The organism is Streptomyces sp. NPDC058637 (assembly GCF_042717325.1).
Taxonomy (GTDB): Bacteria; Actinomycetota; Actinomycetes; order Streptomycetales; family Streptomycetaceae; genus Streptomyces.
Genome location: NZ_JBHXRD010000010.1, coordinates 1 through 25255, shown reverse-complemented (window position 1 = coordinate 25255; position 25255 = coordinate 1). Strand labels below are relative to the sequence as shown.

The following is a 25255-nucleotide window of genomic DNA, read 5'->3' as shown; positions in this document are numbered from 1 at the left end:
CACGTGGCGTCCAATCAGCCTGCCCCCGAGGCCCCGTCACCCTTCAGGTCCGACACCGTCGGTGGCGAGGAGAGGACTTGGGAGGAATGGAATCCCACCGAGGAGTCCATCCGTCCCGTGCGAGGCAGGCACCGCGTAGCCAAGCAGCGTGGTCTCGCCCGTAGCTCCACCGTCCTCGGCGTCGGCGTCATCGCGGCCGTCGGTGCGGGTGGCATGGCCACGGCGCAGAGCAAGCCGCCGGTCTCCATCTCCCTTCCCGATTCCATCGCGGACAATCTCCCCGACGCCAAGTCCCTTCCCGGTATGAGCGCTTTCATGTCGGACGACTCCGACGCGGGCACCGGGCCGGCCACCGACGCCTCCCCGCTCACCACCGCCGGGATCACGGCCGCCGAGGCGGAGCAGGGCGCCACCGACGCCGGTGAGGCGCTGCGCGCCCGCATCCTCCAGCAGGCCGAGCAGCAGCAGGCCGGCGCCGCCGCCGAGGCGAAGGCCGCGGAGGAGAAGGCCGCCGCCGAGCAGGCCGCGGCCCAGGCCGCGAAGCAGCAGAGCAAGGCCGAGGCCGACGCCGCAGCCGAGAAGAAGGCGGCGGAAGAGGCGGCGAAGAAGAAGGCGGAGGCCGAGCGCCTCGCCAAGCTCGCCGCCAGCTACGCCGTCCCGACGTCCTCGTACACGATCACCACGGCCTACGGCCAGGCCGGTTCGATGTGGTCCTCCGGCTACCACACGGGCCTGGACTTCGCGGCTCCGACCGGTACGCCGGTCAAGGCCGTGCACAGCGGCACGGTGAAGTCGGCCGGCTGGTCGGGCTCGTACGGCTACCACACGGTCCTGGTGCTCGACGACGGCACCGAGGTCTCGTACTCCCACCAGTCCTCGATGGACGTCACCGCCGGCCAGAAGGTCAGCACGGGCGAGACCATCGGCCGTGTGGGCTCCACCGGGAACTCGACCGGTCCCCACCTCCACCTGGAGGTCCACACCGCGGGCGGTTCGGCCGTCGACCCGATGAGCTGGCTGCGCGGCAAGGGCCTGACGGTCTGAGCCCCGCACCCGTACGACGGATCCGGTCCTCGTACGTGGCGCGTCCGTGCGGCGCACCCGAACCCCGGCAGCCCTGACGCACACCCCCCGACGTCAGGGCTGCCGGTCCGCGTCGGGGGCCCGAGGGTGCCGCGGGACCGGCATGAGGTGGCGCCCGTCCCGGCACGACGTGGCGTCCGCGGAATAGTTGCCTCGGCTGACCGGTTGGTGCCGGTCATGACGACTCTGCGCCCGCTCGGTTCCTCGAGCCTCCAGGTATTCCCGCTCGCCCTCGGCGGCAACGTCTTCGGCTGGACGGCGGACGAGGACCGGTCCTTCGCCGTCCTCGACGCGTACACCGCGGCGGGCGGCAACTTCGTCGACACCGCCGACTCCTACTCCGCCTGGGTCCCGGGCAACGAGGGCGGTGAGTCGGAGACGATCCTCGGCAGGTGGCTGGCCGCCCGGGCCAACCGCGACGACGTCGTCGTCGCCACCAAGGTCGGCGCCCACCCCGCGTACAAGGGACTGTCCGCGGCCACGATCAAGGGCGCGGCCGAGGCGTCGCTGCGCCGGCTCGGCACCGACCACATCGACCTCTACTACACGCACTTCGACGACGAGACCGTCCCCGTCGAGGAGATCATCACCGCCCTCGACCAGCTGGTGAAGGCGGGAACGGTGCGGGAGATCGCCGCCTCCAACATCAGCCCCGAGCGGCTCCGGGCCTCCCTGGACTTCTCCGAGCGTGAGGGCCTGGCCCGGTACGTCGCGCTGCAGCCCCACTACAACCTCGTGTCGCGCGGCACCTACGAGGGCGCGCTCCTCGACACGGCCGCCGAGGCCGGGCTCGCCGCCGTCCCCTACTTCGCGCTCGCCTCCGGCTTCCTCACCGGGAAGTACCGGCCCGGCACGGAGGTCGACAGCGCACGGGCGGGAAGCGCGGGACAGCACCTGGAATCGGAGCGCGGACGCAAGGTGCTCGCGGCGCTGGACAAGGTCGCGCAGGAGCACGACGCGGAGATCGCCACGGTCGCACTGGCCTGGCTGGCCGCCCGGCCGACCGTCGCCGCGCCGATCGCCTCCGCCCGTACGGTCGAGCAGCTGCCCGCGCTCGTGGCGGTGGCCGACCTGCGGCTGACCGGGCAGCAGCTGGCGGAGCTGACGGAGGCGTCCGCCTGACAGCCGCCGCGCGTGGCTGCCGAGGGCACCGGCGGTTCCCCGGCCCCGCGGTCGACGACCGCCCGGCCGTCAACCGGGCGGTACGGGCCCGTCGCCGGTGCCCGGCTGCCGCGTACCAGGCTGGAGATACGGGTTGTAGCCGCCGTAGTGCCGGTGCGGCGCCGGCACCCGCTGCCGCGGATACGGCGCGCCGTGGGCGACCTGCCGGGGGAACGGGGGCGGCGGCACACGGTGCGCGCGGAGGCGGCCCGTCGCGTGGGCCGCGTACGTCAGTGCCGGGCCGGCGATGTCCCGGCGCTGCCACAGGTGGTGCAGCAGCTCCTGCTCCCGTACGGCGAAGTCCCGGCCCGCCCCGTCGCGGCGGGCCCGGTGACGCAGCACGGCCAATGAGGTCGCGAACGACTCGTACTCCGCGACCGCGCGGGCCGCGGCCCTGCCCCGGGCCCGGTCCGGGTGGCTGTTCCAGTGCCTGGCCATGTCGCGGGCCAGGCCCCGCGCCCGCATGGAGGCCAGTGCGAGCGGCTCGGCCGGAGTCAGCCAGCCGGCCGACGCGTAGACGGGGAGCTCGGCGGAGAGCGTACGCAGCTCCCGCTGGCGCGACCAGACGGCCAGCCAGGTGACCAGGCCGAAGGAGGGCACCATGAACGCCCCGTACACCGCGTAGAAGCCGTACGGTCCGAAGGCCGAAGAGCCGTTCCACAGGGCGTGCATCCCCATGGCGAGGACGAGCCCGAGCAGCGGCAGCACGATCCGGCGCACCCGGTGGCGCTGTCCGCCGAGCGCGGCGATACCGAAACCGATGCCGGTGAGCACCGTGAACAACGGGTGCGCGAACGGGGACATCACCACCCGTACGAAGAACGTCCCGGCCGTCACCGAGGCGAGGCCCGTGGTCCCCAACTGCTGGTCCTCACCGAAGGCGTTGCCCAGATAGAGGATGTTCTCGGTGAAGGCGAAGCCCGTCGCGGTGAACCCGGCGACCACGATGCCGTCGACGACACCGCCGAACTCCCGTCTGCGGAACAGGAAGATCAGCAGCACGGCGACGGCCTTGGCGGTCTCCTCGACGACGGGGGCGATGACCGTGGCCCCCAGGGTGTCGGCACTCGCCGGGTCGGCCGTGGCCGTGGCTATCCAGCGGGTCGCGAAGGAGTTGGCGATGATCGCCACCAGAGCCGCGGCACACGCGCCCCAGGCGAAGGCGAAGAGCAGATTCCGCCACGGGCCCGGCTCGACCCGGTCGAGCCAGCGGAACGCCGCCATCAGCATCGGCACGGGCAGCACGGCCAGGCCCAGGCCGACGAGAAAACCCTCCGTGCCCGTCTGGTCGCGCACCAGGGACACGATCACCAGACCGCAGAGGGCGAGCACGGCGATCACCGCCCCCGCGCGGAACGCCTTGCTGCGCCAGACCATGCCGACACGGCGGGGCCGGTAACGCCACTGGCCACGCCCGGGAACGGCGCCCGGGAACTCGTCGAGCCGCTGCTCCTCGAGAACCGGGACGACCGGCTGCTGCTGCACGGACCTCTCGGACACCTCATGACCCTAACCAGGGGGACCGACAGCTGGCCACGGTGCGAGGATCCGGGCACCCGGCGGTGGCTGATCAACGCCGGTCGCCGCCTCGCGGGACGCGCCCTGCGACGCGGCTAGTGCCGCATCAGGCAACGTCCGCCCTGTCGACGACGGCGCGCAGGTGCCGGTCGTCGGCATGGCGGTTTCGCCAGATGATGTAGCGGCGGATCATGCTGCCCTGCTCTTTGTGGGTACGACTGGGCGGTGGCGTCGGACAGCCGCTCTGCCAGGATGCAACCGGTTCCCGCCCGGAGCCGGCCGGGTGGTCAGTCCAGTGCGGGACGTGTGCGGCGTGCGGTGCGTGCGGGCCGCCCGACTGTGGCGTACCAGACCAGGGCCGCACATATGAAGGCCGTCGCCGCGGAGACCAGTGACCTTGTGAGGGTGTCGGGCCGTGCGCCGGAAACGAGGGCGACGATCAGTGCCAGCACCAGGGCGATGACATGCAGCGCACGAGGGCTCCGCGTGGCGCCTGGCGCGGCGGCCGGCGGCAGCAGCCAGGTTGCGAGGCCGTAACAGGCACAGGCGAGCAAGGTGGCTCCCAGCACTTCGCTGGGCCGGTGGCCGCCCATGGTCGCGGTGGCGGCGGCGATGCAGGCGAGCCACAGCACACCGGCCGTGGCGACGTAGGGGCGGATGCGGGGGGAAACCACGAGGACGGCGGCGAGGGTCAGCGCGGCGGGGATGACCGTGTGCCCGCTGGGAAAACCCTGATCAAGGAGATTCTCGGGCGCGCCCACCAGATCGGGGCGGGGCACGGTCGATTTGAACACCTCCTTGGCTCCGATCGCGAGAATGGCGACCCCCAGCGCCGCGAACCCCTGTCGCCAGCACCGTCGCACCAGGGTGAGGAGCACGATGACGGCCAGGCCCGCCATCACGGTGGGCTCGGCGCTCAGTTCCAGCGGCGGCAGGGGCGTCGAGCCGTAGACCGATCCTGACAGGGGGTAGATCCATGCTGCTTCGCCACCCTGTATGCCGAGGTAGAACCACGGGTTCTCAGCTCGTTGCCCCCACGGGGTGCAGATGGCGAGCAGGTAGACCGTCAGGAACCCCAGGGTGTACAGCAGGGCCGGCATCCACGGCCGCGTCGTACACGACGGGCTGGTGTCGTCGGGGGCCTCGGGGGCCTGCCTTGAGGCCCCCGGACGGTGCGCGGGCAGGGACGGAGAATCGTGCTGAGCCATCGCTCTGTTTCTTCCGTTGGGGGGAGTTCGGTCACGCACGTGTTGCGGCACGACGTGGGCCTCCGGGCTCGGTCGGCCCACCGGGGGGTCCGCTCCTATTCGGCGAGTGCCTGCCCCTGTCGGCGCTGGGCGGCGATCGCCAGGGCGGGGAGGGGTGCGATCAGCAGGATGAGGACGACCAGGTCCGGAAAGGACTGCATGAACGCGTCCGGACGGACGACGATCGCCTGCGTGCGGACGATCGCGACCGCCGCGACGGGGATCAGCCACCGGCGGTCGCCGGTGGCGGCCGTCGCCGCCCACGCGGCGATCAGCGCGGCGACTTCGAGGGCGAACAGACCGCGCTGGAAGGTCGGACTGACGGAGATGATGTGCAGGCCCCCGGCCACGAACATGGCGAGCACGACAGGGACCAGCCAGCGGTGTGAGCGGCGTCGCAGACGGCTGGGACGGCAGAGCGCCAGCACGGCGCACGCGGCGCACAGCGTCCCCGAGAGCACCAGATCACGGGCCGTTATCGGGGCGCCAAGACCGTAGTAGCTCAGGCCCGCCTTGCCCTCGTCGCCGAAGAGGATGCGGCCGTGGGACGTGGCGCCGGCCCAGATCATGGCTGCCGCGGCCGGCAGCGCGATCCACGCTCTGCCGCGCAGCAGGGCGATCAGGCAGCCCAGCGGGAGCAGCCCGTAGGGCAGCAGCCGTATCCGCGTGGGACCTTCGGCCCACGGGTACCAGCCGGAGAAGTGGAAGGCGATGGCGTGCTGTCCGGGGTCGATGTGCAGTGCCCAGTGCCACACATCCTGCAAGTACGGAACCAGCGCTAGCGCGGCGAGGGCCAGGGCGGCCAGATGGATGCCGTCCAGCCACCACGGCCGGGCCGTGTCGTCGACGACGGCACGGGCGCGGGCCTGCACCCCGGCGCGCACCAGGGCGGCAACTTCCCGCGGCGGGGGCCAGGAGCGGCCGGTGTACGCCTCGGACAGGCAGGCCAGCACCTCCTCTCCATGCCGGGAACGGTAGGGCTCGGGATAGGCCGCAAGCAGCAGACGGTTCATGCCGGGGCCGCTCCGGCATCCCGCGAGTGTCCGATGACGACGGCCGCCGCCTGCTGCATCCGCAGCGCATCCCGGCCGAGCGCCTCGGTGCCGTCCTCGGTGAGCCGGTAGTAGCGCCGCGCCCGCCCGTCCACGATCTCCTCATGGCCGGCGGCCACCAGCCCGGCCCGCTCCATCCGCTCCAGCGCGCCGTAGAGAGTGCCGACAGCGATCCGGAGCCGCCCGTCGGTGGCCTGCTCGGCAGCCTTGATGATGCCGTAACCGTGCAACGGACCATCCATGAGTGCAGCAAGGATGAAGTACTGCGGTTCCGTCAAGGGAGGATTCTGTCTGCGCATGCATCGAGCATATATCGAGCTACGAAGTATATCTGCCAGCCCTGGGTGATCAACGGCAGCACCTCCACGCCCGCGGCGAGCGTCACCCTCTCCCGGCCGGCGGGCGCGACGGCGATCTCCTCGACGCACCCGCGCGGCGTTGGCGGATGCTCACCGCGACCTGGTCCGGGCCGAGCGGAATGTGCTTCCCACCGTGTCCGCCGGACCCGTCCCGCCTCTGTTGAATCTTCCATGGACCAGACCCTGTTCGCCGGGACCGGCCGGGAGATCAAGAAGATCGCCAAGTCCAAGCCAGCCGAGCACGGCTTGCCGTTCTCGACCTGGAGTCCAGCCAGGCTGGCCGACTTCCTGGTAGCCGAGGGGGCGTTCGACGACATCAGCCACGAGGGCCTTCGGGCCCTGCTCCGCGAGGAAGGCGTCTGATTTCAATGCATAAAGACCTGGAAGACCTCACACGACCACGCGGCCAAGAAGGCCCAGGTCGAACACCTCTACGCGATCGCCGACGGTGAGGTCATACCCGAGGAAGGCGAGCCGAAGTCGTCTTCTGCATCGACGAGTTCGGGCCGCTCAATTTCCAGCCCCACCCCGGGCGGCAGTGGACCGAGCGCGGCGGCAGCCACAAGGACCCGCCCGGGAACCGAGGCCCCGCCGGCGGGCGCCCTACACCCGCCCGCACGGGGTCCGGCACCTGTTCGCTGCCTACGACCTGGCCAAGGGCAGGCTCTACGGTGTCACATCAAACCGAAGAAGAAGCGGACCATGGCTTTGTTCACGAGTTATGAAGTCAGTTGTTCACGGGTTGGGGAGGCACCTGCGCGGTGTCCTGTCCGATGTTCACGGCAGGTGACAGCGCCCGGTCCGAGAAGTTCTGTCCGGCCTATTGGAGGCTCCATCGGTGCGGGTGTCCGGGCTCGGTGGGGCAGGCGAAGATGTTCAGCAGGCCGTCTCGGCCGATCGTGAGCTGCGTGGGGCAGCGGTCCCGTAGGCGCTCGGCGGCGGCCCATTCCTCTTGGGGCATCCAGCTGCCGTTGGCGCCGCTCCACTCCCAGCTGTCGAGGGTCAACAGCAGGATCATCGGGGCGGCGCAGGCTTCGCAGTTCATCGGGTGGGGGTCGGTCGTGTGCCAGGAGGGGAATCCACCCACGCGGCAGCCCTGGGGAATCGACAGGTCATGGTGGTAGGTGACCGGCTCGTCGTCCAGGCCGCGTCGTTCCGCTCTGCGCTCCTCCGCGTCCTCCCAGGAGTTGATCTTTCGCCACAGCCTGGCCGGCAGTGAGTCGGCGTACGGGTAGGTGACGACCTGTTCCGGGTGCAGCACGCATGGCTCGGCGACCGCGCCGTCGAAGCCGACCAGCGCCGGCTGCGGCGGCGGAGTGTCCAGCGGCACGGCGACCTGGTCGGAGTGGCGCCAGCGCACGTGCGGGGCCAAGCCGTAGCGGCTGGGACCATGGGCCTCGAACGGACACCAGAAGACCTGGAGCAGGTCACATGTGTCCGGGCCGGGCGGGAGATCTGGTACGTCCCGCCGGTACAGCTGGACCAGGCCGATCAGCGGCATCGGATCGGTGTCGGCGATCTCCCGCTCGCGGTGCCTGCGGCCGAGCTCCTCGAGAAGGACCCGTTCCTCGTCGGTGGGCCGACCACGGGCCCGGACATCCGCGAGCACCTGGCGCTCACGCCGAATGTCCGCGATGCGGTACCCGCTACTGCGCTTGTGCGGCTCGGTGCAGACCGGCCAGGGTTCGTCGGCCGGCCACAGCAAAGGGCCGCCGACCGAGCTGACCGACACGTCCGGATGCCCCGGCCGCGGGTGCAACCGGGTCGTCGTACCGCGCAACGCGCCCAGCTTTGGGAAGAGCGCCTCGACGTTCACCGGACGGGGCGGCGTAGTTCGACTCATGGATGGAGACGTCAGGTCACCCCACCGGTCACGCTTACAGGTGCCCGTGCTGTCCGGACCCGTGAGTATTCCGTTCGGGAGAGTTGGCCAGGTGCCTCCCGATCCGGTGAATAAATGCTGTCCGATCTCGCGAACAGAGCCACGGACAAGGTTCCTGGAGGTCTGCCGTTACCTGCGCAGTCTCTACCCGCCCGAGATCCGCATCGCGATCGTGCTCGACAACTTGAGCAGGGCAGCATGATCCGTCGCTCCAGCATCTGGGGAAACAAGCACGCCGCCGACGAACGCCTCCGCGAGGTCGTGAACAGGGCGAACGTTGCCTGATGCGGCACTAGCGGTCCGCGGTCCGGGTGAACAGGATGTCGTGCACGACATGGCCCTTGTCCAGGCCCTGCCCCTCGAAGCGGGTCAGCGGCCGGAACGCCGGACGGGGCGCGTAGCCGCCGTCGGCGGCGGTGTTCTCGAACAGGGGGTGCGCCGTGAGCACCTCCAGCATCTGCTCCGCGTACGGCTCCCAGTCCGTCGCGCAGTGCACGACAGCGCCGGGCTTCAGCCGCCGCGCCACCAGGTCGAGGAACTCCGGCTGGATCAGTCGCCGCTTGTGGTGCCGCTTCTTCGGCCAGGGGTCGGGGAAGTACACCCGGAGCCCGTCCAGCGCCGCCGGCTCCAGCATCTCGCGGAGCAGGATGATCGCGTCACCGTTGGCGACCCGGACGTTGGTCACGCCCGCCCGGTCCGCGAGACCGAGGAGGTTGCCCTGGCCCGGGGTGTGCACGTCGACGGCCAGGATTCCGGTGCCCGGGTCGTCGGCGGCCATCTGCGCGGTGGCCTCGCCCATGCCGAAACCGATCTCCAGGACCACCGGGAGACCGTCGAACAGCGTCGGCAGGTCGAGGACGCGGAGGCCGTCGATGTCCAGGCCCCACTTCGGCCACAGCCGCTTGAGGGCGTCCTCCTGGCCGACGGTCACGCGGCTGCGGCGCGGCTGGAAGCTGCGGATCCGGCGCTCGTGGTGCGAGCCCGCCGGGTCGGCGGCGGGTCCGCCGGGGAAGCGGGGCTCCTGGCGCAGCCTGCGCTGCCGCTCGAAGGAGGCGGCGCGCAGTGCCTCGGCGTCCGCGTCCGCGGTGGCGCCGGGCGTCTCTGGGGTGGGGTTCACAGGCTCAGACACAATGACCCGATTCTACGGCGGGCGGCTTCCATCCCGTCGCGCGAGCCCGCAGCAGAGCCCGCCGCGCCACCTCCCTCCCGATGGGCAGCGAAGCGGTGGCCGCGGGCGACGGGGCGTTCAGCACGTGCACGGTGTGCGGGGCCTCCCGGATCAGGAAGTCGTCCACCAGCGTGCCGTCGCGCAGCACCGCCTGGGCCCTGACCCCGGCCGGGGACGGCCGCAGGTCGTCCTCCGTCACCTCGGGCAGGAGCCGCTGGACGGCCCGGGTGAACGCACGCTTCGACAGGGATCTGTGCACCTCGCCGACCCCGTACCGCCAGTGCCGCCGGGCGATCCGCCAGGAGCCCGGCCAGCTCAGGGTCGCGGCCAGCTCACCCGGACGCACGACCGGCCAGCCGTACCCCTCACGGGCCAGGGCCGGCACCGCGTTCGGCCCGACGTGGACCGTGCCGTCGACACCGCGGGTCAGATGCACCCCGAGGAAGGGGAACGCCGGGTCCGGCACCGGATAGACCAGCCCGCGCACCAGCTCCGGCCTGGCCAGCTCGTAGTACTCCCCGCGGAACGGCACGATCCGCACACCAGGTTCGTCGCCCGCGAGCCGGGCCATCCGGTCGCTGTGCAGCCCCGCGCAGTTGACCAGCACCCGGGCCCGGACAACCTGGCCGTCGGCCGTCCGCACGGCGACGCCCCAGGGGCGCCGGTCGACGGCGACGACCTCCGCGCCGTACCGGACCTGTCCGCCGGACGCGCCGACCTCGGCGGCGAACCGGGCGGCCACCGCGGCGAAGTCGCACACCCCGGTCGTCCCGACCCGGATCGCCGCGAGCCCGCGCACCTCCGGCTCGTACTCCGCGATCTGGGCGGGGCCGAGCTCCCGGACCGGCAGGCCGTGCTCACGGCCCCGCTGGACCAGTCCGTGCAGCCTCGGCAGCTCGTCGCTGGCGGTCGCCACGATCAGCTTGCCCGTCACCGCGTGCGCGATGCCGTGCTCGGCGCAGAAGTCGACCAGCTCGGCGGCGCCCCGCACCGCGTAGCGCGCCTTGAGTGAACCCGGGGCGTAGTAGATACCGCTGTGGATCACCCCGCTGTTACGCCCGGTCTGGTGTCTCGCGGGGCCCCACTCCTTCTCCAGCACCGTCACCCGGGTGCCGGGCGCGGTGCGCGCGAGCGCGTACGCGGTCGACAGACCGACGATCCCGCCGCCGATCACCAGCACATCGCAGTCGTACGCCGCGTGCGTCATCATCACGCCACCTCCCACCCCGATAGTGCACTGACCCACTGACAACGGGCTCAAACCAGGGGCGGCAGGGGCGTGGCGCCGATCCGGGGGCCCGGACCGGGCATAACGGGATGATCCGGTGTTCCGCCCCACCGGGCCGCTGCGAGGGTCGCTGCGAGGGTCGCTGCGCGGGCCACTACACCGGGGCGACCAGAAGCGGACGGGCCCGCTCCCGCAGCTCGGCGACACGCGGCTCGTCCCCGTACGGTTCGAGGCGGTGCAGCAGATCGCGGACGTACTCCGTGGTGCGCGCCGAGGAGATGCGCCCGGCCACCTCCACCGCGCGTGTCCCCGCCGCGCAGGCCGCGTCCAGATTGCCGGACTCCAGCTCGGCGACCGCCGACACGACGAGCCGCAGCCCGTGCGAGCGGACGAACTCCTCGGTGGGCCTGGACAGGGCCTGTTCCGTGAAGCGCCGCACCTGCCGGGGCGCCTTCAGGTCGCGGTAGCACTCGGCGGCGTCGGCGGCGAACCTGTCGTACGAGTAGAAGCCGAGCCAGGACGGGTCCATGTCACCGGCCCGGGCACGCTCCAGCCAGCTCTCGGCCGCCCTGAGAGCGGCCCCCGCGGCCGGTGCGTCGCCCGCCTTCGCGTGGGCACGCGCCTCCACGAGCCGGAAGAAACTCATGGTCCGTGCGGTGGCGAGGCCGCGATTGCGCTCGACCGCCGCCTGCGCGAGATCCACGCCCTCGTCGGCGAAGCCCCGGTAGGTCGCCTGGAGCGACATCGACGCCAGTACGTATCCGCCGAGCGGCACGTCGGCGGCGGCCCGGGCCAGACGCAGCGCCTGGATGTAGTAGCGCTGCGCGGCCTCCTGCTGGCCGGTGTCGAACGCCATCCACCCGGCGAGCCGGGTCAGCTCCGCCGAGGCGCCGAAGAGTGCCCGGCCCACCTCGTCGCTGTACGAGCCCAGGAGCAGGGGTGCGGCGTCGACGCGTAAGCACTCCGGAACCATGGAGGAACGCCAGTCGCCCCCGCCGTACTTGGAGTCCCAGCGGCGCGCGTCCTGGGCGGCCTCGCGGAGCTTGGCCACATCGCTGTGGCCGACCCGGAGGGGGGAGGCGTCGGACACGGTGTCGGGCCCCGGCTGGACGGGCACCCCGATCTGCGCCCCCGGTGCGCCCCGGCCGCCGACTGCGCCCCGGGTGCCCAGGATCGCGGCCTGGGCGGCCGTCGAGTCCCGGGCGACCGACGGATCAACGGGTGTTATGAGCCATCGGGACGCGGGGGTCGCATACGCGCTCACGGCGAAGGAACCGGCGAGCGACTGCCAGATTCCGCCGCCGCCGCGCCGGCCCGCCAGGTCCAGCCGGTAGAGATCCGTCGCCGAGCGCACCGCCTCGCCCACGTCGCGCGGGAACGCCAGGCCGACCTCCGGCGCGGGGTCGGCGTCGGCGAGCCCGATCTCGTGCAGCGGCACCGGACGGCCGAGTTTGGCCCCTATCGCCGCCGCGATGAGATGGGGCGCCGCACCCTGCGGCACCATGCCTTTGGCGACCCAGCGGGCCACCGAGGTCTTGTCGTAGCGAAGTGTCAGACCGCGCTGCGCTCCGAGGTCGTTGACCCGCCGGGCGAGCCCGGCGTTACTGATTCCCGCGAGGGCGAGAACCGTGCCGAGCTTCTCGTTCGGCCCGCGTTGCTCCCTGGACATGCGCCACCCCTCGACACACAGACGGCCGCCGCGACACCGTGAGGCGCGCGGCATTCGTACCGTGTTCTCCCCAGGTACGGTCCCGGGCACTCCGGCCGCACACGCATTTGGCTGAGCCCCGTGGAATATGCCGCCCTGCTGAGAACATCGGTAAACCCAGGGTAGTTCGCCGCATCCCTACCGTTAAGGGGCAGCCGTCCGGATGGCGGGAATGTTGTCCGCCCCGACGCCGCCCCGGCGCCCCACCGCCGTGGTCCGCGACGCCGGCCGCCGGTGCGCCGCCCCGTTCACCGGCCGCGTACCGGGTGCGTCCACGGATACGGGTGCGGCACCGCGCGCGGAGTCACACGGCGGTCATCGGGCGGCCCGGAGCAAGAGCGTCGTGCCCCCGGTGTGTGGCCGTGCGCCTGGCCGTGCGCTCTGCCCTGGCCTGCAAGGGAGCGCTTCCATGGGTACCGCGTGGGTCGGCCCGCTGCACTGGACTCAGTGGGCTGGGGGAGACCGCCGCCCCAATCCCCGCGGGCGGCGAACCGGTCCGGGAGGTGACGAACACCTCCCGGACTGTGCGCCGAAGGGCACGGTTCCAGGGGGACGAGGCGGGTGGGCCGGCGCACCGGGGGGATGCGCCGGCCGACGCGTCACCGGGGCCGGGGTGAGCCTTCCCGGGATCCGGTCCGGCGCCCCGCCGGGCGCGGCCGGGGTGTCGTCCGAGCCTGTGGAAGCCCTTCCGGCGGCCCTTCGGAAGCTCCTCCGGAGTGAAACGCGCGAGCGGATCGCGATCTGAGAATGGCTGGATCCAGACGGTCGGATGGCGTCTCCGGGAACGGTCCGGCTATGGCCGGTTTACGTCTGTTCCTCGGCCTGGCCGAGGCGGGGACCGTGTTCAGGGGCCGTGCGGGGCAACTCCCGGGAGCAGCCGTTCCGTTGTGGTGGGATCCGGTGAGGTGGCGCCAGGCCCTTGCCAGGGGCGCATGCGCATCCTGTGTGCGCCGCCCGTACCCCCTCCCAGGTGCCTCTGTCGTGGCAGCATGTCCGCAGCGGCGTTCCCGGGTCCTGGCACGCCGGTTCGTCCACAGCCTGTGGAGGCGGCGATGCGTTGGTTGGTGGGGTGGAGCAGTATCGCCGCGAGCTTCGGCACGGTGGGCGCGGTCGGCGACCACGGGGAGGGGCGCACGGTCCACCCCGTGGGTTCCCAACTCCTGTGGGGGGACCCTGATCCGCTCTGGGCCGTGGGTGACTGGCGCCCCGACGAGATCCGCGTGATCACGGTCGCCACCCCCGAGGGCGCGCCCACCACCCGCCTCGCGGTCCTCGGCTGCTGCGGGGCCACCGACGAACAGCTCCGGGTCGGGCTGCTGGCAGCCCGCGGAGGGGCACTGCGCCATCTCACCGCCTGGCCGGGCAGTTACACGGCCGTCGCGCAGATCGGCCGCCGTATCACCGTCGCCGGGGACCTCGCCGGAGCGCGCCCCGTCTTCCACACCCCGTGGGCCAACGGCACCGCGTACGCCACAGCCGCCCTCCCGCTCGCCGATCTCATCGAGGCCCAGCTGGACATCGGCCACCTGGCCGCGCTGCTCGCCTGCCCCGAGAGCCCGGAAGCGCTGGGCGACGGCACACCGTACGCGGGCGTGAAGCGGATCCCCCCGGGGCACGCGCTGATCCTCCGGGAGGGCTCGCGCGAGATCACCGGGTACGAGGCGGTGGCCTCACTCGCCGTCGCGGCCCCCCAGACCGACCCCGTGAGCGCCGTCGAGGGCGTACGGGACGCGCTGGTCGAAGCCGTACGGGCCCGGCTCACGGCTCCGCGCCACGCCCCGGAGACCCTGCCGCCGGATCCGGGTCCCGTACCGGGCATGGGGCCCGCCGAGCGCCGCGCGGCCCGTGGGGCACCCGTACCCGGCATCGGCTCCGACCTCTCCGGAGGCAGCGCCTCCGCCACCCTGGCCCTGCTGGCCGCCGGGCTGCCCGGACTCCCCGGCACCGTCCTCGGGCACGGCACGGGAGCGGGTGAGCGACTGCTCGCCGTGACCTTCAACGACCTGTCCACACAGGGCCGCGAGGACGAGCTGGAGCGTGCCCGCGTCATCGCGGCCAACCCCCGCCTGCACCACGTGGTCGTCGCGGCCGGCGAGGAGGCCCTGCCCTACGCGTCGCTGGAGAGCGGCCCGCTCACCGACGAACCCGCCCCTTCGCTCGTCGTAGCCGAACGCCACCGCCGCCGGCTTACCGCGGGAAGCGCCGACCACTTCGTCGGCCACGGAGCCCGGCAGGTCCTCGACGCGCACCCCGCACGGCTCGCCGACCTCCTCATGGACCGGCGCAGACGCCACATCCTGCGTCCCGTCGCCGCGCTCGCCCGGGCCGAAAGGCCCTCGGCGCACTCCCTGTTCGTCCCGGTGGCCGTCTACCGCGCCGCCCGACGGCTGGCCCGCACGTCGTACCGCACCGGACTCGAATCGGCTGCCGGCCTGCTGCCGGACGCCAACCGCTACGCCCCCGACCTCGACACCCCGGCCGCCGCCTCGCTCGCCGCCCTGACCTGGTCCCGGCCCGGCCCGGCCGCGCGCTGGCTCACCGGTGAGGCACTCGCCGAAGTGGCGGTCCGGCTCCAGGAGGCGGCGATCCGGCCGGCGTCGGTCCAGCGCCCGGGGGAGGCCCGCGCCCGGGCGGCGCTCGCCCGGCACGCGGCCGACCAGCGGATCCTGGAGCAGGCCGCGGAGGTCCGCAGCCAGCGCCTGCACGCCCCGTTCCTCGACAACCAGGTCGTACGGGCGGCCAGGGCCCTCCCCGAGTCGCTGCGCGTCCAGCCCGGCGCGCGGGCCGCGATCCTGCGCCGGGTCCTCGCGGGTGCGGGAATCCATGAACTGCCGCCCGGCTGGGGCACCCCGTCCCAGGCCACCTCGGACGCGGCGGGCCGCATCGGCCTGCGCACGGCACTCCCGGAGCTGATCGCCCTCTTCGACGCCCCGCTGCTCGCCGACGCGGGCCTGATCGAGGCCCGCGTCGTACGGAAGGCGCTGCGCGCGGCCTCCGAGGGCGAACCTCTGCCCCTGGACGGCCTGGCCGCCCTCGCCTCCACGGAGCTCTGGCTCCGCCGCCTGATCACCCGCCGGGGCACCTGCTGGACGGGCACGGCGGCCCCGCGGCAGCGGGCGGTGGCGGGCGGCGTGGTCCCGGCCCGCCGGACGCTTCAGCCGTAGCCGTACCTGTAGCCGAATCCATACGGGAGACCCCGGCCCGCGTGCCCGCGCCCGTGGACCGGGGCCCGGGTTCCGCCGTCGGCAGACGGCCGGGCCGGGTGCGGCCCGGGCGGCCGAGGCGTACGAAGCGGAGTGCGCGGCGGGACGCGCCCTCACCGGGGACGACGTCCTGGGCCGCCTCCTCCTCGGGGAGCTCAGCGACAGCTGATCCGTGATTCCGCCCAGTCGGCCAGCGTCAGCCCGCCGAGCGGACCCGCGGGCTCCACCTCGAGCCGGATCGTCCCCTGCCCCTCGACGCCGACGCTCGCCGCCACCGCCGGGTCTCCGCCCCGCATCACTGGCGACTCCCACAGCCGTGCCCCGTCACCACCGACCACGGAGAAGCGCACCGGGCCGAGCGTCTCCGTCAGGTCGTCCACGCCGACCATCGCCTGGTAGCGGGTGCATGGGCGGTTGAGCCGGATCGCGACCGACGAGCGGGCGTGGACGGTGACGCCATGGGCGTACGTCGTCGAGCCGATCGACAGCTCGGTGCGCTGCCACACCACCCCCCGGGTCTCACCCAGGACGATCTCCGGCTCCGTGTGATCCCCTGCCACGGAGTACGCCAGTTCGTTGACCTGGTAGACCTCGGGCGGCGGCGGTGGGGTGCTCGGAGCGGGTGGCTCCGGGCTGGGTTCCGGCGGTGCCGGTGCGGGCGGTTCCGGCCTCGTGGGCTCGGGGGCCGGCTCCGGCGCGGGCGGTGCCTGCGTGGGGGAAGGTGTCGGATCGGGCTCGGGTGTCGGCTCGGGCGCGGGGGGCGGCGCGGGGGCCGGCGGAGTCGGTGGAGCCGGCCGGGGAGCGCGTGTCGGCACGGCGGGGGCCGCCGCCGGCGGCTTGGCCGCCGGTTTCGGCTCGGAGGCCGACCGGTCGTCGCCGACCAGGGCCCACACCAGCCCGGCCGCGGCCGCCACGGCCACCGTGGCCACGATGCCCACCTTCACCGGCGCACCGAGTCCCTCGGCCGCTGCGGCTCCACCTGCCGTGCTCCCGGAGGAGGTACCGCCCGTCGCGGCGGCGGCTGCCCCGGCACCTGCCGCGCCGATCGTCCCGCCCGCCACGACTCCCGCCGCCTTGACCGCGTAACCCGCGGCGAACCAGCCGATGACGGCGACCGGAAGCAGCGCCGGGATCCCGGCGTTCACGTGCTTCAACTCACCGGCGGCGATCCGGCACTTCGCGCACTCGTCCAGATGCTTGCGCAGCCCGCGCTCGGCCCGGCTCCGCAGTCCGCCCCGGGCATGGGCGCCCAGCCGGTCGGCGTACCGGGCGCAGTCTCCGCCCGCTGTCAGCGCCTGGCTCACATGGGCCTGGAGGTAGGCCTGCTTGAGCCCTTCGCGGGCCCGGACGGCCAGCACCGCCGTGGCGTTGGCGGTCAGGCCGAACAGCGGGGCGACCTCGCTCGGCGACTCCTCCTCCACGGTGGTGTGCCACAACACGGCCTGCCAGCGCTCCGGCAGACTGCGGAACGCCTCCATGGCCATGGAACGGTCCGCCTCGTGCATGGCCAGCACATCGGCGCCGAGATCGAGCGTGTCGGCCTCCGCGAGCTCGGAGGTACGCGTGGCCTGCGCGGCGAACACCGCGAAATCGTCGATGAGCTGTTCCCGTTTCGCGCTCTTCGTCCACGCGGCGGCGACATGCCGGACAGCGGTCATCAGGTAGGCCCGAACGGCTTCCTCCGGCCCCTTCCCGCCCCGTACCGCCTGGAGGGTCCGTGCGAACACCTCGGCCGTCAGGTCGTCGGCGGTGTGGGCGTCGCGGCAACAACTGCGGGCGTAGCGGCGCACCGCCCCGGAGTGGCGCCGGAACAACTCCTCGTACGCCCGGTCGTCGCCGGTCCGCATGCCCTGGATCAACTGGGCGTCGGAGGGCCCGGGATCGGCGGAACCCGCGCGCCCCTCACGCTGGAGGGGCACGGCGTACGTGGCACCCGCCTCGGCCCCCGCGTCGGCGGCGGGCGCCGTCCATGGGCCGGGCAGCACGGTGCCGCCCTCCGCCCGGCCACCTCCCGATCGTCCGGAGCCGGCCTGGCTCGGCACCTGGCCGGTGAACGGCTCGCCGGTCCCCGTGCCGCCACCCGTGATGCCGTCGGCCGGTTCTTCCTGCTGCGCGTCACCGCTCATCGCGGAAGCCCCCGTATGCACCTTCGGACCCGTAATACCGGGGCCAGAGTGCCACAGAGCCCTACCGCGGCGAGCCCTCAGCCCGGGCAACCACTCGTCCGAGGTGTCTTCCCACGCATGAGGCGCGCGGCATCACCCCATCGAGGGAGTACCCGCACCCCGCAGCCGTACGGATGTCCGCCCCGCCCGTGAGTTCCGCGCGGCACGCCGGCCCCGCGGGGACCGCCCTGCGGGGGGACGGACGACCGCCTCGTGAGCGACGGACGACCGCCCCGCAGGGCCGGACACCGGCCCTGCGAAGGACGGACACCTGCCGGACCCGCCCGGAAGGCGGGGCGCACGCCTACACGGGCCGGGAACGCAGGCCCTCCAGCAGGATGTCCAGCAGTCGCGCGGACGCGGCGGCCTGATGAGCGGGATCCGGCAGTGCCGGTGCCGCGGTGGCGATGACCAGCAGCACGTCCGCCACCGTCACATCGCCCCGGAGCTCCCCCGACTCCCGTGCGCGGTCGACCAGTCGGCCCACGACTTCCAGCAACTCGCCCGCGCCGGAGTCGTCGTCGATGCCCTCCTCGGCGGCGGAGCGCGGTGCGACCACCCGGAGATCGGGCTGCGCCACCTGCCGCTGATGCGGGACCCGCTTCTCGCCGTCGGCCGAACCCGGCACGGCGGCCGCATCCTCCGGATCCGCCCCCACCCGCAGCACCTGCGGCGGCAGCAGCCGGCCCGCTCCCGAGGCCACCGACGTCCGCAGGAAACGGGACAGCGCCGACCACGGCTCGTCCTCCTGCCCCAGGGCGGACCGCGCCTGGTCGGTGAGCCGCGAGGTCTCCTCCTCGGCTATCCGGCGCACCAGCACGTCCTTGCTCGGGAAGCGCCGGTAGACCGTACCGACACCGACCCGGGCGCGGCGTGCCACGTCCTCCATCGGCGCGCCGTACCCCAGCTCGCCGAACACCTCACGTGCGGCGCGCAGGACGTGTTCCAGATTGCGCTGCGCGTCCACGCGGAGCGGCGCCGAGCGGACCGCGTTGCCCAGTCCGCCCCCGGCGACCGTCGCGACCGCTCCCACCGGGCTCAGCCGTCCGTGGCCCTCCGAAGCAGAGGTGACAGCGCTGTGCCCATGCAAATCCTGAATGTGCATAACTTCCCCCGGTTATGACGTCTCCCCCCGGAGACTTCCCCGCCGTGTCAGCCGGTGTGCGGATCATCGTCCGAATCAGACACCCCGACGGGGTACGAACATAGTTGAGCCCGGCTCAATTCAGAAGAGGGTAGTTCCGCACGGAGCGCCCCCCGATCGGAGCAAGGACCGGTTGAACCCTGATTCGCCCCATGCCCACGCCCCCTCCCGCCATGCCTGACCTGCACCGCTGCCGGGATACGCGGTGACTGTCACCCGCCGGGGGACCGAAGCGCTCCGGTCACACAATTTGCCGGGCCTGTGGACAAACTCCGGACTCCGGTGCGTCATGGGATGGTGATGGCTCCAGATTCCCGGGGGACGACCCCCGGCACCAGGCCGCGTGTACGCATTCTCGTCGTCGGCGGCGGTTACGTCGGGATGTACACCGCACTGCGTCTCCAGCGGAAGCTGAGACAGAGACTGAAGAGCGGTGAGGCCGAGATCGTGGTGGTCACGCCGGAGCCCTATATGACGTACCAGCCGTTCCTTCCCGAGGCCGCGGCCGGTTCGATCTCGCCGCGCCATGTCGTCGTACCGCTGCGCCGGGTCCTGAAGTACTGCACGATCGTCATCGGCGAGGCGGAGCGCGTCGACCACGCCAAACGCACCGCGACCGTCACGACGCTCGCGACCGCCGAGGACGGCACCGGTGCCGTCGAGATCCCCTACGACGAGATCGTCATCGCACCCGGATCCGTCTCGCGCACCCTCCCGGTCCCCGGCCTCGCCGACTTCGGCATCGGCTTCAAGACCGTCGAGGAGGCCATCGGGCTCCGCAACCACGTCATCGAACAGATGGACATCGCCTCCGCGACCCGGGACCCGTCGATCCGCGACGCGGCCCTCACCTTCGTCTTCGTCGGCGGCGGGTACGCGGGTGTCGAGGCGCTCGCCGAGCTGGAGGACATGGCCCGCTACACCGCGCGGTACTACCACAACATCAAGCCCACGGACCTGCGCTGGATCCTGGTCGAGGCGACCGGCCGCATCCTGCCCGAGGTCGGCGAGGCGATGGGCAGGTACGCCGTCCGGGAACTGCGGGGCCGCAACATCGACGTACGGCTCGACACCCGTCTCGACAGCTGCGAGGGCCGGATCGCGGTCCTCAGCGACGGCTCCCGCTTCCCGACCCGCACCCTGGTGTGGACCGCGGGCGTCAAACCCGCGCCGCTGCTCGCCGCGACCGACCTGCCCCTCACCGAGCGCGGCCGGCTCCGCTGTACCGCTGCCCTCCGCGTCGACGGCGTCGAGCACGCCTGGGCGGCCGGGGACGCTGCGGCCGTTCCCGACCTCACCTCCTCGGAGCCCGGCAGGGAGACCGCGCCGAACGCCCAGCACGCGGTCCGTCAGGCCAAGGTCCTCGCGGAGAACATCCTCGCCACCCTCGCCGGACAACCCGTCAAGGACTACCGGCACTCCTACGCCGGATCCGTCGCCTCGCTGGGCCTCCACAAGGGCGTCGCCCATGTCTACGGCCGCAAGCTCAAGGGGTACCCCGCGTGGCTGATGCACCGCGTGTACCACCTCAGCCGGGTGCCCACCTTCAACCGGAAGGCACGCGTCCTTGCCGAGTGGACCCTGGCCGGACTCTTCAAGCGCGAGATCGTCTCCCTCGGCTCCCTCGAACATCCGCGCGCCGAATTCGCACTCGCGGCCGGCGGCCACCCACACCCCGGACCTCCCGGGAGGGAAGGGAACGCCGAGCGCCCCGGCGACAAACCGCAGAAGGACGACGGCCCGCCGCAGACATCCGGCTGAACCCCTGGTCCGCGGCCCTGGCCCACGGCCCACGGAACGGGCGCACGCCGCCCCGGGGCCGTCGCCGACCAGCACCGTCGACCGCCTCCGACCGCCTCCGACCACCGCCGACGGTCGGAGAGCGGCCGCGGTTCGGCCGCCGTACCCGCAGTCGTACGACAACTGTCAGTACGGTCGGTCAGACTGGGCGTGTGACCATAGGTGGGCCCACACCTGCACAGAGTGACCCGTTCCGCAGTCACCTACAGTGACCGGCAGCGACGACCACCAGCAAGAAGAGACCCGGCTGCGCCTTCCCGGGGGACCACCGCGGTGCCCCGACAGGCAGACGTACCGGCAGACGTACGGCAACGACCGGCACAGGTACCGGCCGACGAAGCAGCTCGCCCGAGCGGACCAGACCGACACACGAGGCCAGAAATTCCGTGAACTTCACGCGCTGGAGCGCCCGCCTTCCCGGAACGCAGCGTCGAGCCGCCGCGCGGGACGACCACAATTCCGTACCCGCCGCCCGCGCCGAATCCGTACGCCCCAGGACCGCACCCACACCATCGGACGCCGCCCCCGAACCCTCTACGGCCGGCCCCTCCCTGGAACACCTCTCAGCCCCCGAGATCCTCGGCCGGCTCCCCGCCCCCGTCGCGCTGCTCCACGGCCCCGAGCACCGCATCACCTACGTCAACGACGCGTACACGGCCGCCTTCGGCCCACGGAACCGCGGTGAACCCGCCGCCGAGGCCATGCCGGAGCTGTCCGAGCTCAGCCTGCTGCCCCTCATGGACCAGGTCCTGCGCAGTGGCACGCCCCGTACGGTCAAGTCCCGCAAGGTCCTCGCGGGCGGTTCGTACACCGTGACCTGCACCCCGGTGGCCGCCGGTGGTCCGCAGAGCGGGGACGGCACGGGTGAGGCGGGCGTGCTCGTCTACGCGACCGACGTCACCGACCACGCCGAGGCGGCGGAGCGTCTCCGGGCCAGCGAGCGCCGCCACCGTGAAACGGCCGTCACCCTCCAGCGCTCCCTTCTCCCGCAGGAGCTCGAACAGCCCGACGACCTGCGGATCGCGGCCACCTACCAGCCGGGCGGCACGGACGCGGCGGTCGGCGGCGACTGGTACGACGTCATCACCCTCGGGGCGGGCCGTACGGCGCTCGTCATCGGTGACGTGATGGGGCGCGGGGTCAGGGCCGCCGCCGTCATGGGCCAGCTGCGCACCGCGGTTCGCGCCTACGCCCGTCTCGATCTGCCGCCGCACGAGGTGCTGCAGCTCCTCGATGTCCTCGCGGCCGAGATCGACGCCAGCCAGATCGCCACCTGCGTCTACGCGGTCCACGATCCGAACGAGGGCCACCTCGTCTACTCCTCCGCCGGCCATCTCCCGATCCTCGTGTGCGACGAGGACGGCACCGTCCACCGCGCCGAGGACCCGACCGGACCGCCGCTCGGCACCGGCGGCTGGGTCCACACCTCGGGGACGATCGCGCTGCCGCCCGGTTCCACGGCCGTCCTCTACACGGACGGTCTCGTCGAACGCCGCAGCGAGGACATCGACGAGGGCCTCGCGTCCCTGGAGCGGGCGCTGTCCGGTGCCAAGGGGTCGCCCCAGGTGGTCTGCGACCGGCTCATCCGTTCCATGGGGGTGACCGCGGAGCACGACGACGACGTGGCGGTGCTCGTCGTCCAGCATCCCGCCCGCACGGGTGCGAGCGCGGAGCTCTTCCACAACGCCTCGCTCGAACTGCTCGGCGGCATCGAGGCCGCGCCCCGGGCCCGCGCCTTCGCCACCGGGGTCCTCACCTCGTGGCGCTTCCCCATGGAACTCTGCGACCTGGGCGTCCTCGCCGCGAGCGAGCTCGTGGCGAACTCACTCCAGCACGGCACCCCGCCCATGCGGCTCGGCCTGCGCCGTACCGACCGCCGCCTGATCATCGAGGTGACGGACGGGGACGACCACCTGCCGCGCCGACGCCGCGCAGAACCGGCGGACGAGGCGGGCCGCGGTATCTCCATCGTCGCGACGATCGCCTCGTCCTGGGGCAGCCGTCGCACTCCGGGCGGCGGCAAGGCGGTGTGGTGCGAATTCGCCCTCCCGGGTTGAGCCGGGGAGGGCACCGGCTCAGCGGGCGGCAGCGGGAGCGGTGACCGGCACGCCGCCCGGCTCGCTCGCCGGCTCGCTCTCCGGAAGTGACACGGCCACCACCCGTGAGGGCACCGCCACGAGCGACGGCTTGTCCTGTACGGGGGTGAGCTGACGGCCCAGCTTCAGCGCCACCACGGTGATGCCCAGCGAGAACAGCACGAAGGTCACGATGTACGGCCCGTGCAACGACGCCCCCATGGGCCCGCCCACGGCCGGCCCGACCGCCAGGGCCAGCTGCTTCACCAGGGCGAACGCCGAGTTGTACTGACCGACCATGGCTTCCGGCGCCAGATCGGCGACGAGCGGCGCGACCGTCGGCGACAGCATCGCCTCACCGAGCCCGAACAGCGCGTACGTGGAGATCATCGCGGCCGTCGCCATGGTCTGGCTGCCGTGCCCGAGGCCCGCGTATCCCGCCACGATCCAGGCGAACGCCCAGACAAGACCGACGCACGCGATGACCCGGCTGCGCCGCCGGTGCTCCACGAGCCGCAGCACGACGAACTGGGCGGCGACGATGACCGCGGTGTTGGCGGCCAGCGCGATGCCGAGGGTCGACGGCTCGATCCCGGCGGCCTCGGTCCCGTAGGCCGCGAGGCCGGACTCGAACTGTCCGTAGCAGGCGAAGAAGATCACGAAGCCCAGGACACACAGCTGCACCATCGCCTTGTGCGAGAGCAACACCCGCAGTCCGCCCTTGGGCGCGGAGCCGTCGGTGGGCCTTGCGCCGGGCACGGAAGCCGTACGCGGCATACGCACGGTGGCGGCCACCACCCCGAGCACGACGAACATCGCCGCTTCGATCAGGAACAGGAGGGTGAAGCTCGACGGCCGGCCGACGTCGACCAGCTGACCGCCGGCCAGCCCGCCGATACCGAGACCGAGGTTCTGCAGGAAGAACTGTGTGGCGAAGGCGCGCGTACGGGTGGAGGCGCTCGTGCACCACACCAGCATCGTGGCGAGCGCCGGCTGCATGACCGCCGTACCCGCTCCGAGGACGGCGGCCGAGAGGACCGCGGTCGTCACGCTGCTCGACACACCCAGCGCGGCGGCGCCCACGGCAGCCGTGCCCGCGGCGACGATCAGCACGGGCAGCGGCCCGCGCCGGTCGACGGTCCGCCCGGTGAACGGCAGGACGGCCAGCGCCGCCATGGCGAAGACAGCCAGTACGACACCTGCCGTACCGGCACCAAGATCCCGCACCTGTGCCACATAGACGTACAGATACGGGACGGTGAAACCGAGGCCGAACGCGCTCAGCGCGCTCCCCACCTGGATCCGCCGCAGCGCTGCACCCATCTCCCTGGTCACACTCACCTACCTCAGGACTTGAAGAACATTGAAGAACAAAGACCGGTAGACTTTAGCATTAAAATTAGATCCTCAACACTACAGGTCGAAGGACTTCGAAGGCGATGGGCGGCGTGCCATACTGCCCGCCATGTCTGACACCCCCGAGCAGCCCGAGCTCCAGGAGCCGAGCCTCGACGAGCAGATCGCGGCCTACCAGCGCGAGTACCGCGACCTCGACCCCCAGGTCGAACAGGTCGTCTCCGCCCTGGGCCGGCTGAACCGCCGGATGAACGTCGCGTACGGCAGACAGCTGGCGGCCCTGGGCATCAGCAATGCCGAATGGGAGGTCCTCAAGACTCTGGTCCTGGCAGGTGCCCCGTACCGGCTGGGTCCGGGCGAACTCGCGAAGCGGCTTGGGCTCACGCCGGCCGCCATGACCCACCGCATCGACCGCATGGCCGGCGAAGGCCTGGTCACGCGGGACAGGGACGAGAACAACAGGGTCCGCGTCATCGTCGAGCTGACCGACGAAGGTCGCACGAAGTGGCTCGAGGCGATGCGTATGGCCACGGACTTCGAGGAGGACCTCCTCCAGGATCTGGCGGCTGACGAGCGTGGGGCCCTGGGTGAGATCCTGATCCGGCTCCTGCGCCGCGTGGAACACGCCCAGCCGGATGCCGGTGGTCGGCTCACCGACCTGGACTGATGGGGCCGGGAGCCTCCCGGGGAGGGGTTGACACACCCCTCCCCGATCCGTAAAGTTCTCCGAGTTGTCACGGAGCCGGTACGGCGCCGCGGCAACCGATCCGCCGCGAATGCGGCAACCAAAACTCAGTACGACCTCCCATCGGGGAGAATTTCGGCATGCCGGAATTCAAATCGAAGGCTTGATTATGAGTCGCCGGGAGATTCCGCTAGAGTTTGAGACGTCGGAACGGCCCAACGGCCGGGAAGACAAACCCCCGCTGACTGGGAATCAGGCCCGAAAGGATCTGATAGAGTCGGACTCGCCGGAAAGGGAAACGCGAAAGCGATGAACTGGAAGGCGGCCCCGCTTCGACCGGGAATCGGACACGAAAGAGTCTGATAGAGTCGGAAACGCAAGAACGAAGGGAAGCGCCCGGAGGGCCCCGGTGAAACGGGAC

17 protein-coding genes and 2 pseudogenes are annotated in these 25255 nt (G+C 72.3%); 7 read left to right on the top strand and 12 right to left on the bottom strand.

From position 1 onward, the window contains the following. Positions 1 to 3 precede the first annotated feature (3 nt). On the top strand, positions 4 to 1044 hold the full coding sequence (locus ACFWVP_RS12195) for a M23 family metallopeptidase (protein ID WP_384495910.1): 1041 nt from the start codon (positions 4 to 6) through the stop codon (positions 1042 to 1044). Between the two features lie 216 nt (positions 1045 to 1260). After that, positions 1261 to 2205: an aldo/keto reductase gene (locus ACFWVP_RS12190; protein WP_384495908.1), complete on the top strand. Its 945-nt coding sequence runs from the start codon at positions 1261 to 1263 to the stop codon at positions 2203 to 2205. A gap of 69 nt (positions 2206 to 2274) precedes the next feature. On the opposite strand, the gene ACFWVP_RS12185 is transcribed toward ACFWVP_RS12190, so the two are convergent. The 5 genes and pseudogenes from ACFWVP_RS12185 to ACFWVP_RS12165 all read right to left on the bottom strand — a co-directional run bounded on the left by ACFWVP_RS12185 (position 2275) and on the right by ACFWVP_RS12165 (position 6360). Further along, positions 2275 to 3744, bottom strand: coding sequence for a PrsW family intramembrane metalloprotease (locus tag ACFWVP_RS12185; RefSeq protein ID WP_384495907.1), 1470 nt, complete (start codon positions 3742 to 3744; stop codon positions 2275 to 2277). Between the two features lie 124 nt (positions 3745 to 3868). Further along, positions 3869 to 3973 (bottom strand): annotated as a pseudogene (locus ACFWVP_RS12180) (transposase); the annotation flags it as partial. A 76-nt stretch (positions 3974 to 4049) separates the two neighbouring features. Next, a complete protein-coding gene (locus tag ACFWVP_RS12175; RefSeq protein ID WP_384495905.1) occupies positions 4050 to 4970 on the bottom strand; it encodes a phosphatase PAP2 family protein in 921 nt (306 codons plus the stop codon). A gap of 95 nt (positions 4971 to 5065) precedes the next feature. Next, positions 5066 to 6022, bottom strand: coding sequence for a hypothetical protein (locus ACFWVP_RS12170; RefSeq protein ID WP_384495903.1), 957 nt, complete (start codon positions 6020 to 6022; stop codon positions 5066 to 5068). Then, positions 6019 to 6360 carry a PadR family transcriptional regulator gene (locus ACFWVP_RS12165; protein WP_384495902.1) on the bottom strand — a complete coding sequence of 114 codons (342 nt, stop codon included), beginning with the start codon at positions 6358 to 6360 and terminating at the stop codon, positions 6019 to 6021. Before ACFWVP_RS12165 ends, ACFWVP_RS12170 begins: the two co-directional genes overlap by 4 nt. A gap of 231 nt (positions 6361 to 6591) precedes the next feature. On the opposite strand from ACFWVP_RS12165, the pseudogene ACFWVP_RS12160 reads away from it, so the two are divergent. Then, positions 6592 to 7131, top strand: a pseudogene (locus tag ACFWVP_RS12160) (IS630 family transposase); the annotation flags it as partial. Between the two features lie 109 nt (positions 7132 to 7240). On the opposite strand, the gene ACFWVP_RS12155 reads toward ACFWVP_RS12160, so the two are convergent. From ACFWVP_RS12155 to ACFWVP_RS12140, 4 genes are all read right to left on the bottom strand, one after another. Beyond that, on the bottom strand, positions 7241 to 8263 hold the full coding sequence (locus tag ACFWVP_RS12155) for a hypothetical protein (RefSeq protein WP_384495901.1): 1023 nt from the start codon (positions 8261 to 8263) through the stop codon (positions 7241 to 7243). A gap of 331 nt (positions 8264 to 8594) precedes the next feature. Continuing rightward, the gene (trmB, locus tag ACFWVP_RS12150; protein ID WP_384495899.1) at positions 8595 to 9431 is read right to left on the bottom strand and encodes a tRNA (guanosine(46)-N7)-methyltransferase TrmB; all 837 of its coding nucleotides are present in this window, start codon (positions 9429 to 9431) and stop codon (positions 8595 to 8597) included. Next, positions 9424 to 10680: an L-2-hydroxyglutarate oxidase gene (gene lhgO / locus ACFWVP_RS12145; protein ID WP_384495897.1), complete on the bottom strand. Its 1257-nt coding sequence runs from the start codon at positions 10678 to 10680 to the stop codon at positions 9424 to 9426. The genes trmB and lhgO overlap by 8 nt, the downstream gene beginning before the upstream one ends. Before the next feature lie 172 nt (positions 10681 to 10852). After that, a complete protein-coding gene (locus ACFWVP_RS12140; protein WP_384495896.1) occupies positions 10853 to 12367 on the bottom strand; it encodes a sporulation protein in 1515 nt (504 codons plus the stop codon). 1091 nt (positions 12368 to 13458) lie between these two features. Between ACFWVP_RS12140 and ACFWVP_RS12135 the strand changes: the two genes are divergently transcribed. Then, complete coding sequence (locus ACFWVP_RS12135) at positions 13459 to 15570, top strand: asparagine synthase-related protein (RefSeq protein WP_384495894.1); 2112 nt, start codon at positions 13459 to 13461, stop codon at positions 15568 to 15570. A 194-nt stretch (positions 15571 to 15764) separates the two neighbouring features. On the opposite strand, the gene ACFWVP_RS12130 is transcribed toward ACFWVP_RS12135, so the two are convergent. Beyond that, complete coding sequence (locus tag ACFWVP_RS12130; RefSeq protein WP_384495893.1) at positions 15765 to 17735, bottom strand: sigma-70 family RNA polymerase sigma factor; 1971 nt, start codon at positions 17733 to 17735, stop codon at positions 15765 to 15767. A gap of 343 nt (positions 17736 to 18078) precedes the next feature. Beyond that, the gene (locus ACFWVP_RS12125; protein WP_384495891.1) at positions 18079 to 18879 is read right to left on the bottom strand and encodes a TetR/AcrR family transcriptional regulator; all 801 of its coding nucleotides are present in this window, start codon (positions 18877 to 18879) and stop codon (positions 18079 to 18081) included. A 339-nt stretch (positions 18880 to 19218) separates the two neighbouring features. Here ACFWVP_RS12125 and ACFWVP_RS12120 point away from each other — a divergent pair, with 339 nt between their 5' ends. Then, positions 19219 to 20679: an NAD(P)/FAD-dependent oxidoreductase gene (locus ACFWVP_RS12120; protein ID WP_384495889.1), complete on the top strand. Its 1461-nt coding sequence runs from the start codon at positions 19219 to 19221 to the stop codon at positions 20677 to 20679. Positions 20680 to 21104: 425 nt separating this feature from the next. Next, on the top strand, positions 21105 to 22775 hold the full coding sequence (locus tag ACFWVP_RS12115) for a SpoIIE family protein phosphatase (RefSeq protein ID WP_384495888.1): 1671 nt from the start codon (positions 21105 to 21107) through the stop codon (positions 22773 to 22775). Between the two features lie 18 nt (positions 22776 to 22793). On the opposite strand, the gene ACFWVP_RS12110 is transcribed toward ACFWVP_RS12115, so the two are convergent. Next, positions 22794 to 24116: an MFS transporter gene (locus ACFWVP_RS12110; RefSeq protein WP_384496198.1), complete on the bottom strand. Its 1323-nt coding sequence runs from the start codon at positions 24114 to 24116 to the stop codon at positions 22794 to 22796. 142 nt (positions 24117 to 24258) lie between these two features. Here ACFWVP_RS12110 and ACFWVP_RS12105 point away from each other — a divergent pair, with 142 nt between their 5' ends. After that, entirely contained in the window at positions 24259 to 24816 is a 558-nt protein-coding gene (locus tag ACFWVP_RS12105; protein WP_384495886.1) for a MarR family winged helix-turn-helix transcriptional regulator, read from the top strand. The last annotated feature ends 439 nt before the right edge of the window (positions 24817 to 25255 follow it).

Bases quoted from the DNA above. Each gene is read 5' to 3' on its own strand.
- ACFWVP_RS12190 (WP_384495908.1), top strand. From the start codon at position 1,261: ATGACGACTCTGCGCCCGCTCGGTTCCTCGAGCCTCCAGGTATTCCCG.
- ACFWVP_RS12175 (WP_384495905.1), bottom strand. From the start codon at position 4,970: ATGGCTCAGCACGATTCTCCGTCCCTGCCCGCGCACCGTCCGGGGGCC.
- ACFWVP_RS12170 (WP_384495903.1), bottom strand. From the start codon at position 6,022: ATGAACCGTCTGCTGCTTGCGGCCTATCCCGAGCCCTACCGTTCCCGG.
- ACFWVP_RS12165 (WP_384495902.1), bottom strand. From the start codon at position 6,360: ATGCGCAGACAGAATCCTCCCTTGACGGAACCGCAGTACTTCATCCTT.
- ACFWVP_RS12155 (WP_384495901.1), bottom strand. From the start codon at position 8,263: ATGAGTCGAACTACGCCGCCCCGTCCGGTGAACGTCGAGGCGCTCTTC.
- lhgO (WP_384495897.1), bottom strand. From the start codon at position 10,680: ATGATGACGCACGCGGCGTACGACTGCGATGTGCTGGTGATCGGCGGC.
- ACFWVP_RS12140 (WP_384495896.1), bottom strand. From the start codon at position 12,367: ATGTCCAGGGAGCAACGCGGGCCGAACGAGAAGCTCGGCACGGTTCTC.
- ACFWVP_RS12135 (WP_384495894.1), top strand. From the start codon at position 13,459: ATGCGTTGGTTGGTGGGGTGGAGCAGTATCGCCGCGAGCTTCGGCACG.
- ACFWVP_RS12130 (WP_384495893.1), bottom strand. From the start codon at position 17,735: ATGAGCGGTGACGCGCAGCAGGAAGAACCGGCCGACGGCATCACGGGT.
- ACFWVP_RS12125 (WP_384495891.1), bottom strand. From the start codon at position 18,879: ATGCACATTCAGGATTTGCATGGGCACAGCGCTGTCACCTCTGCTTCG.
- ACFWVP_RS12120 (WP_384495889.1), top strand. From the start codon at position 19,219: ATGGCTCCAGATTCCCGGGGGACGACCCCCGGCACCAGGCCGCGTGTA.
- ACFWVP_RS12110 (WP_384496198.1), bottom strand. From the start codon at position 24,116: ATGGGTGCAGCGCTGCGGCGGATCCAGGTGGGGAGCGCGCTGAGCGCG.
- ACFWVP_RS12105 (WP_384495886.1), top strand. From the start codon at position 24,259: ATGTCTGACACCCCCGAGCAGCCCGAGCTCCAGGAGCCGAGCCTCGAC.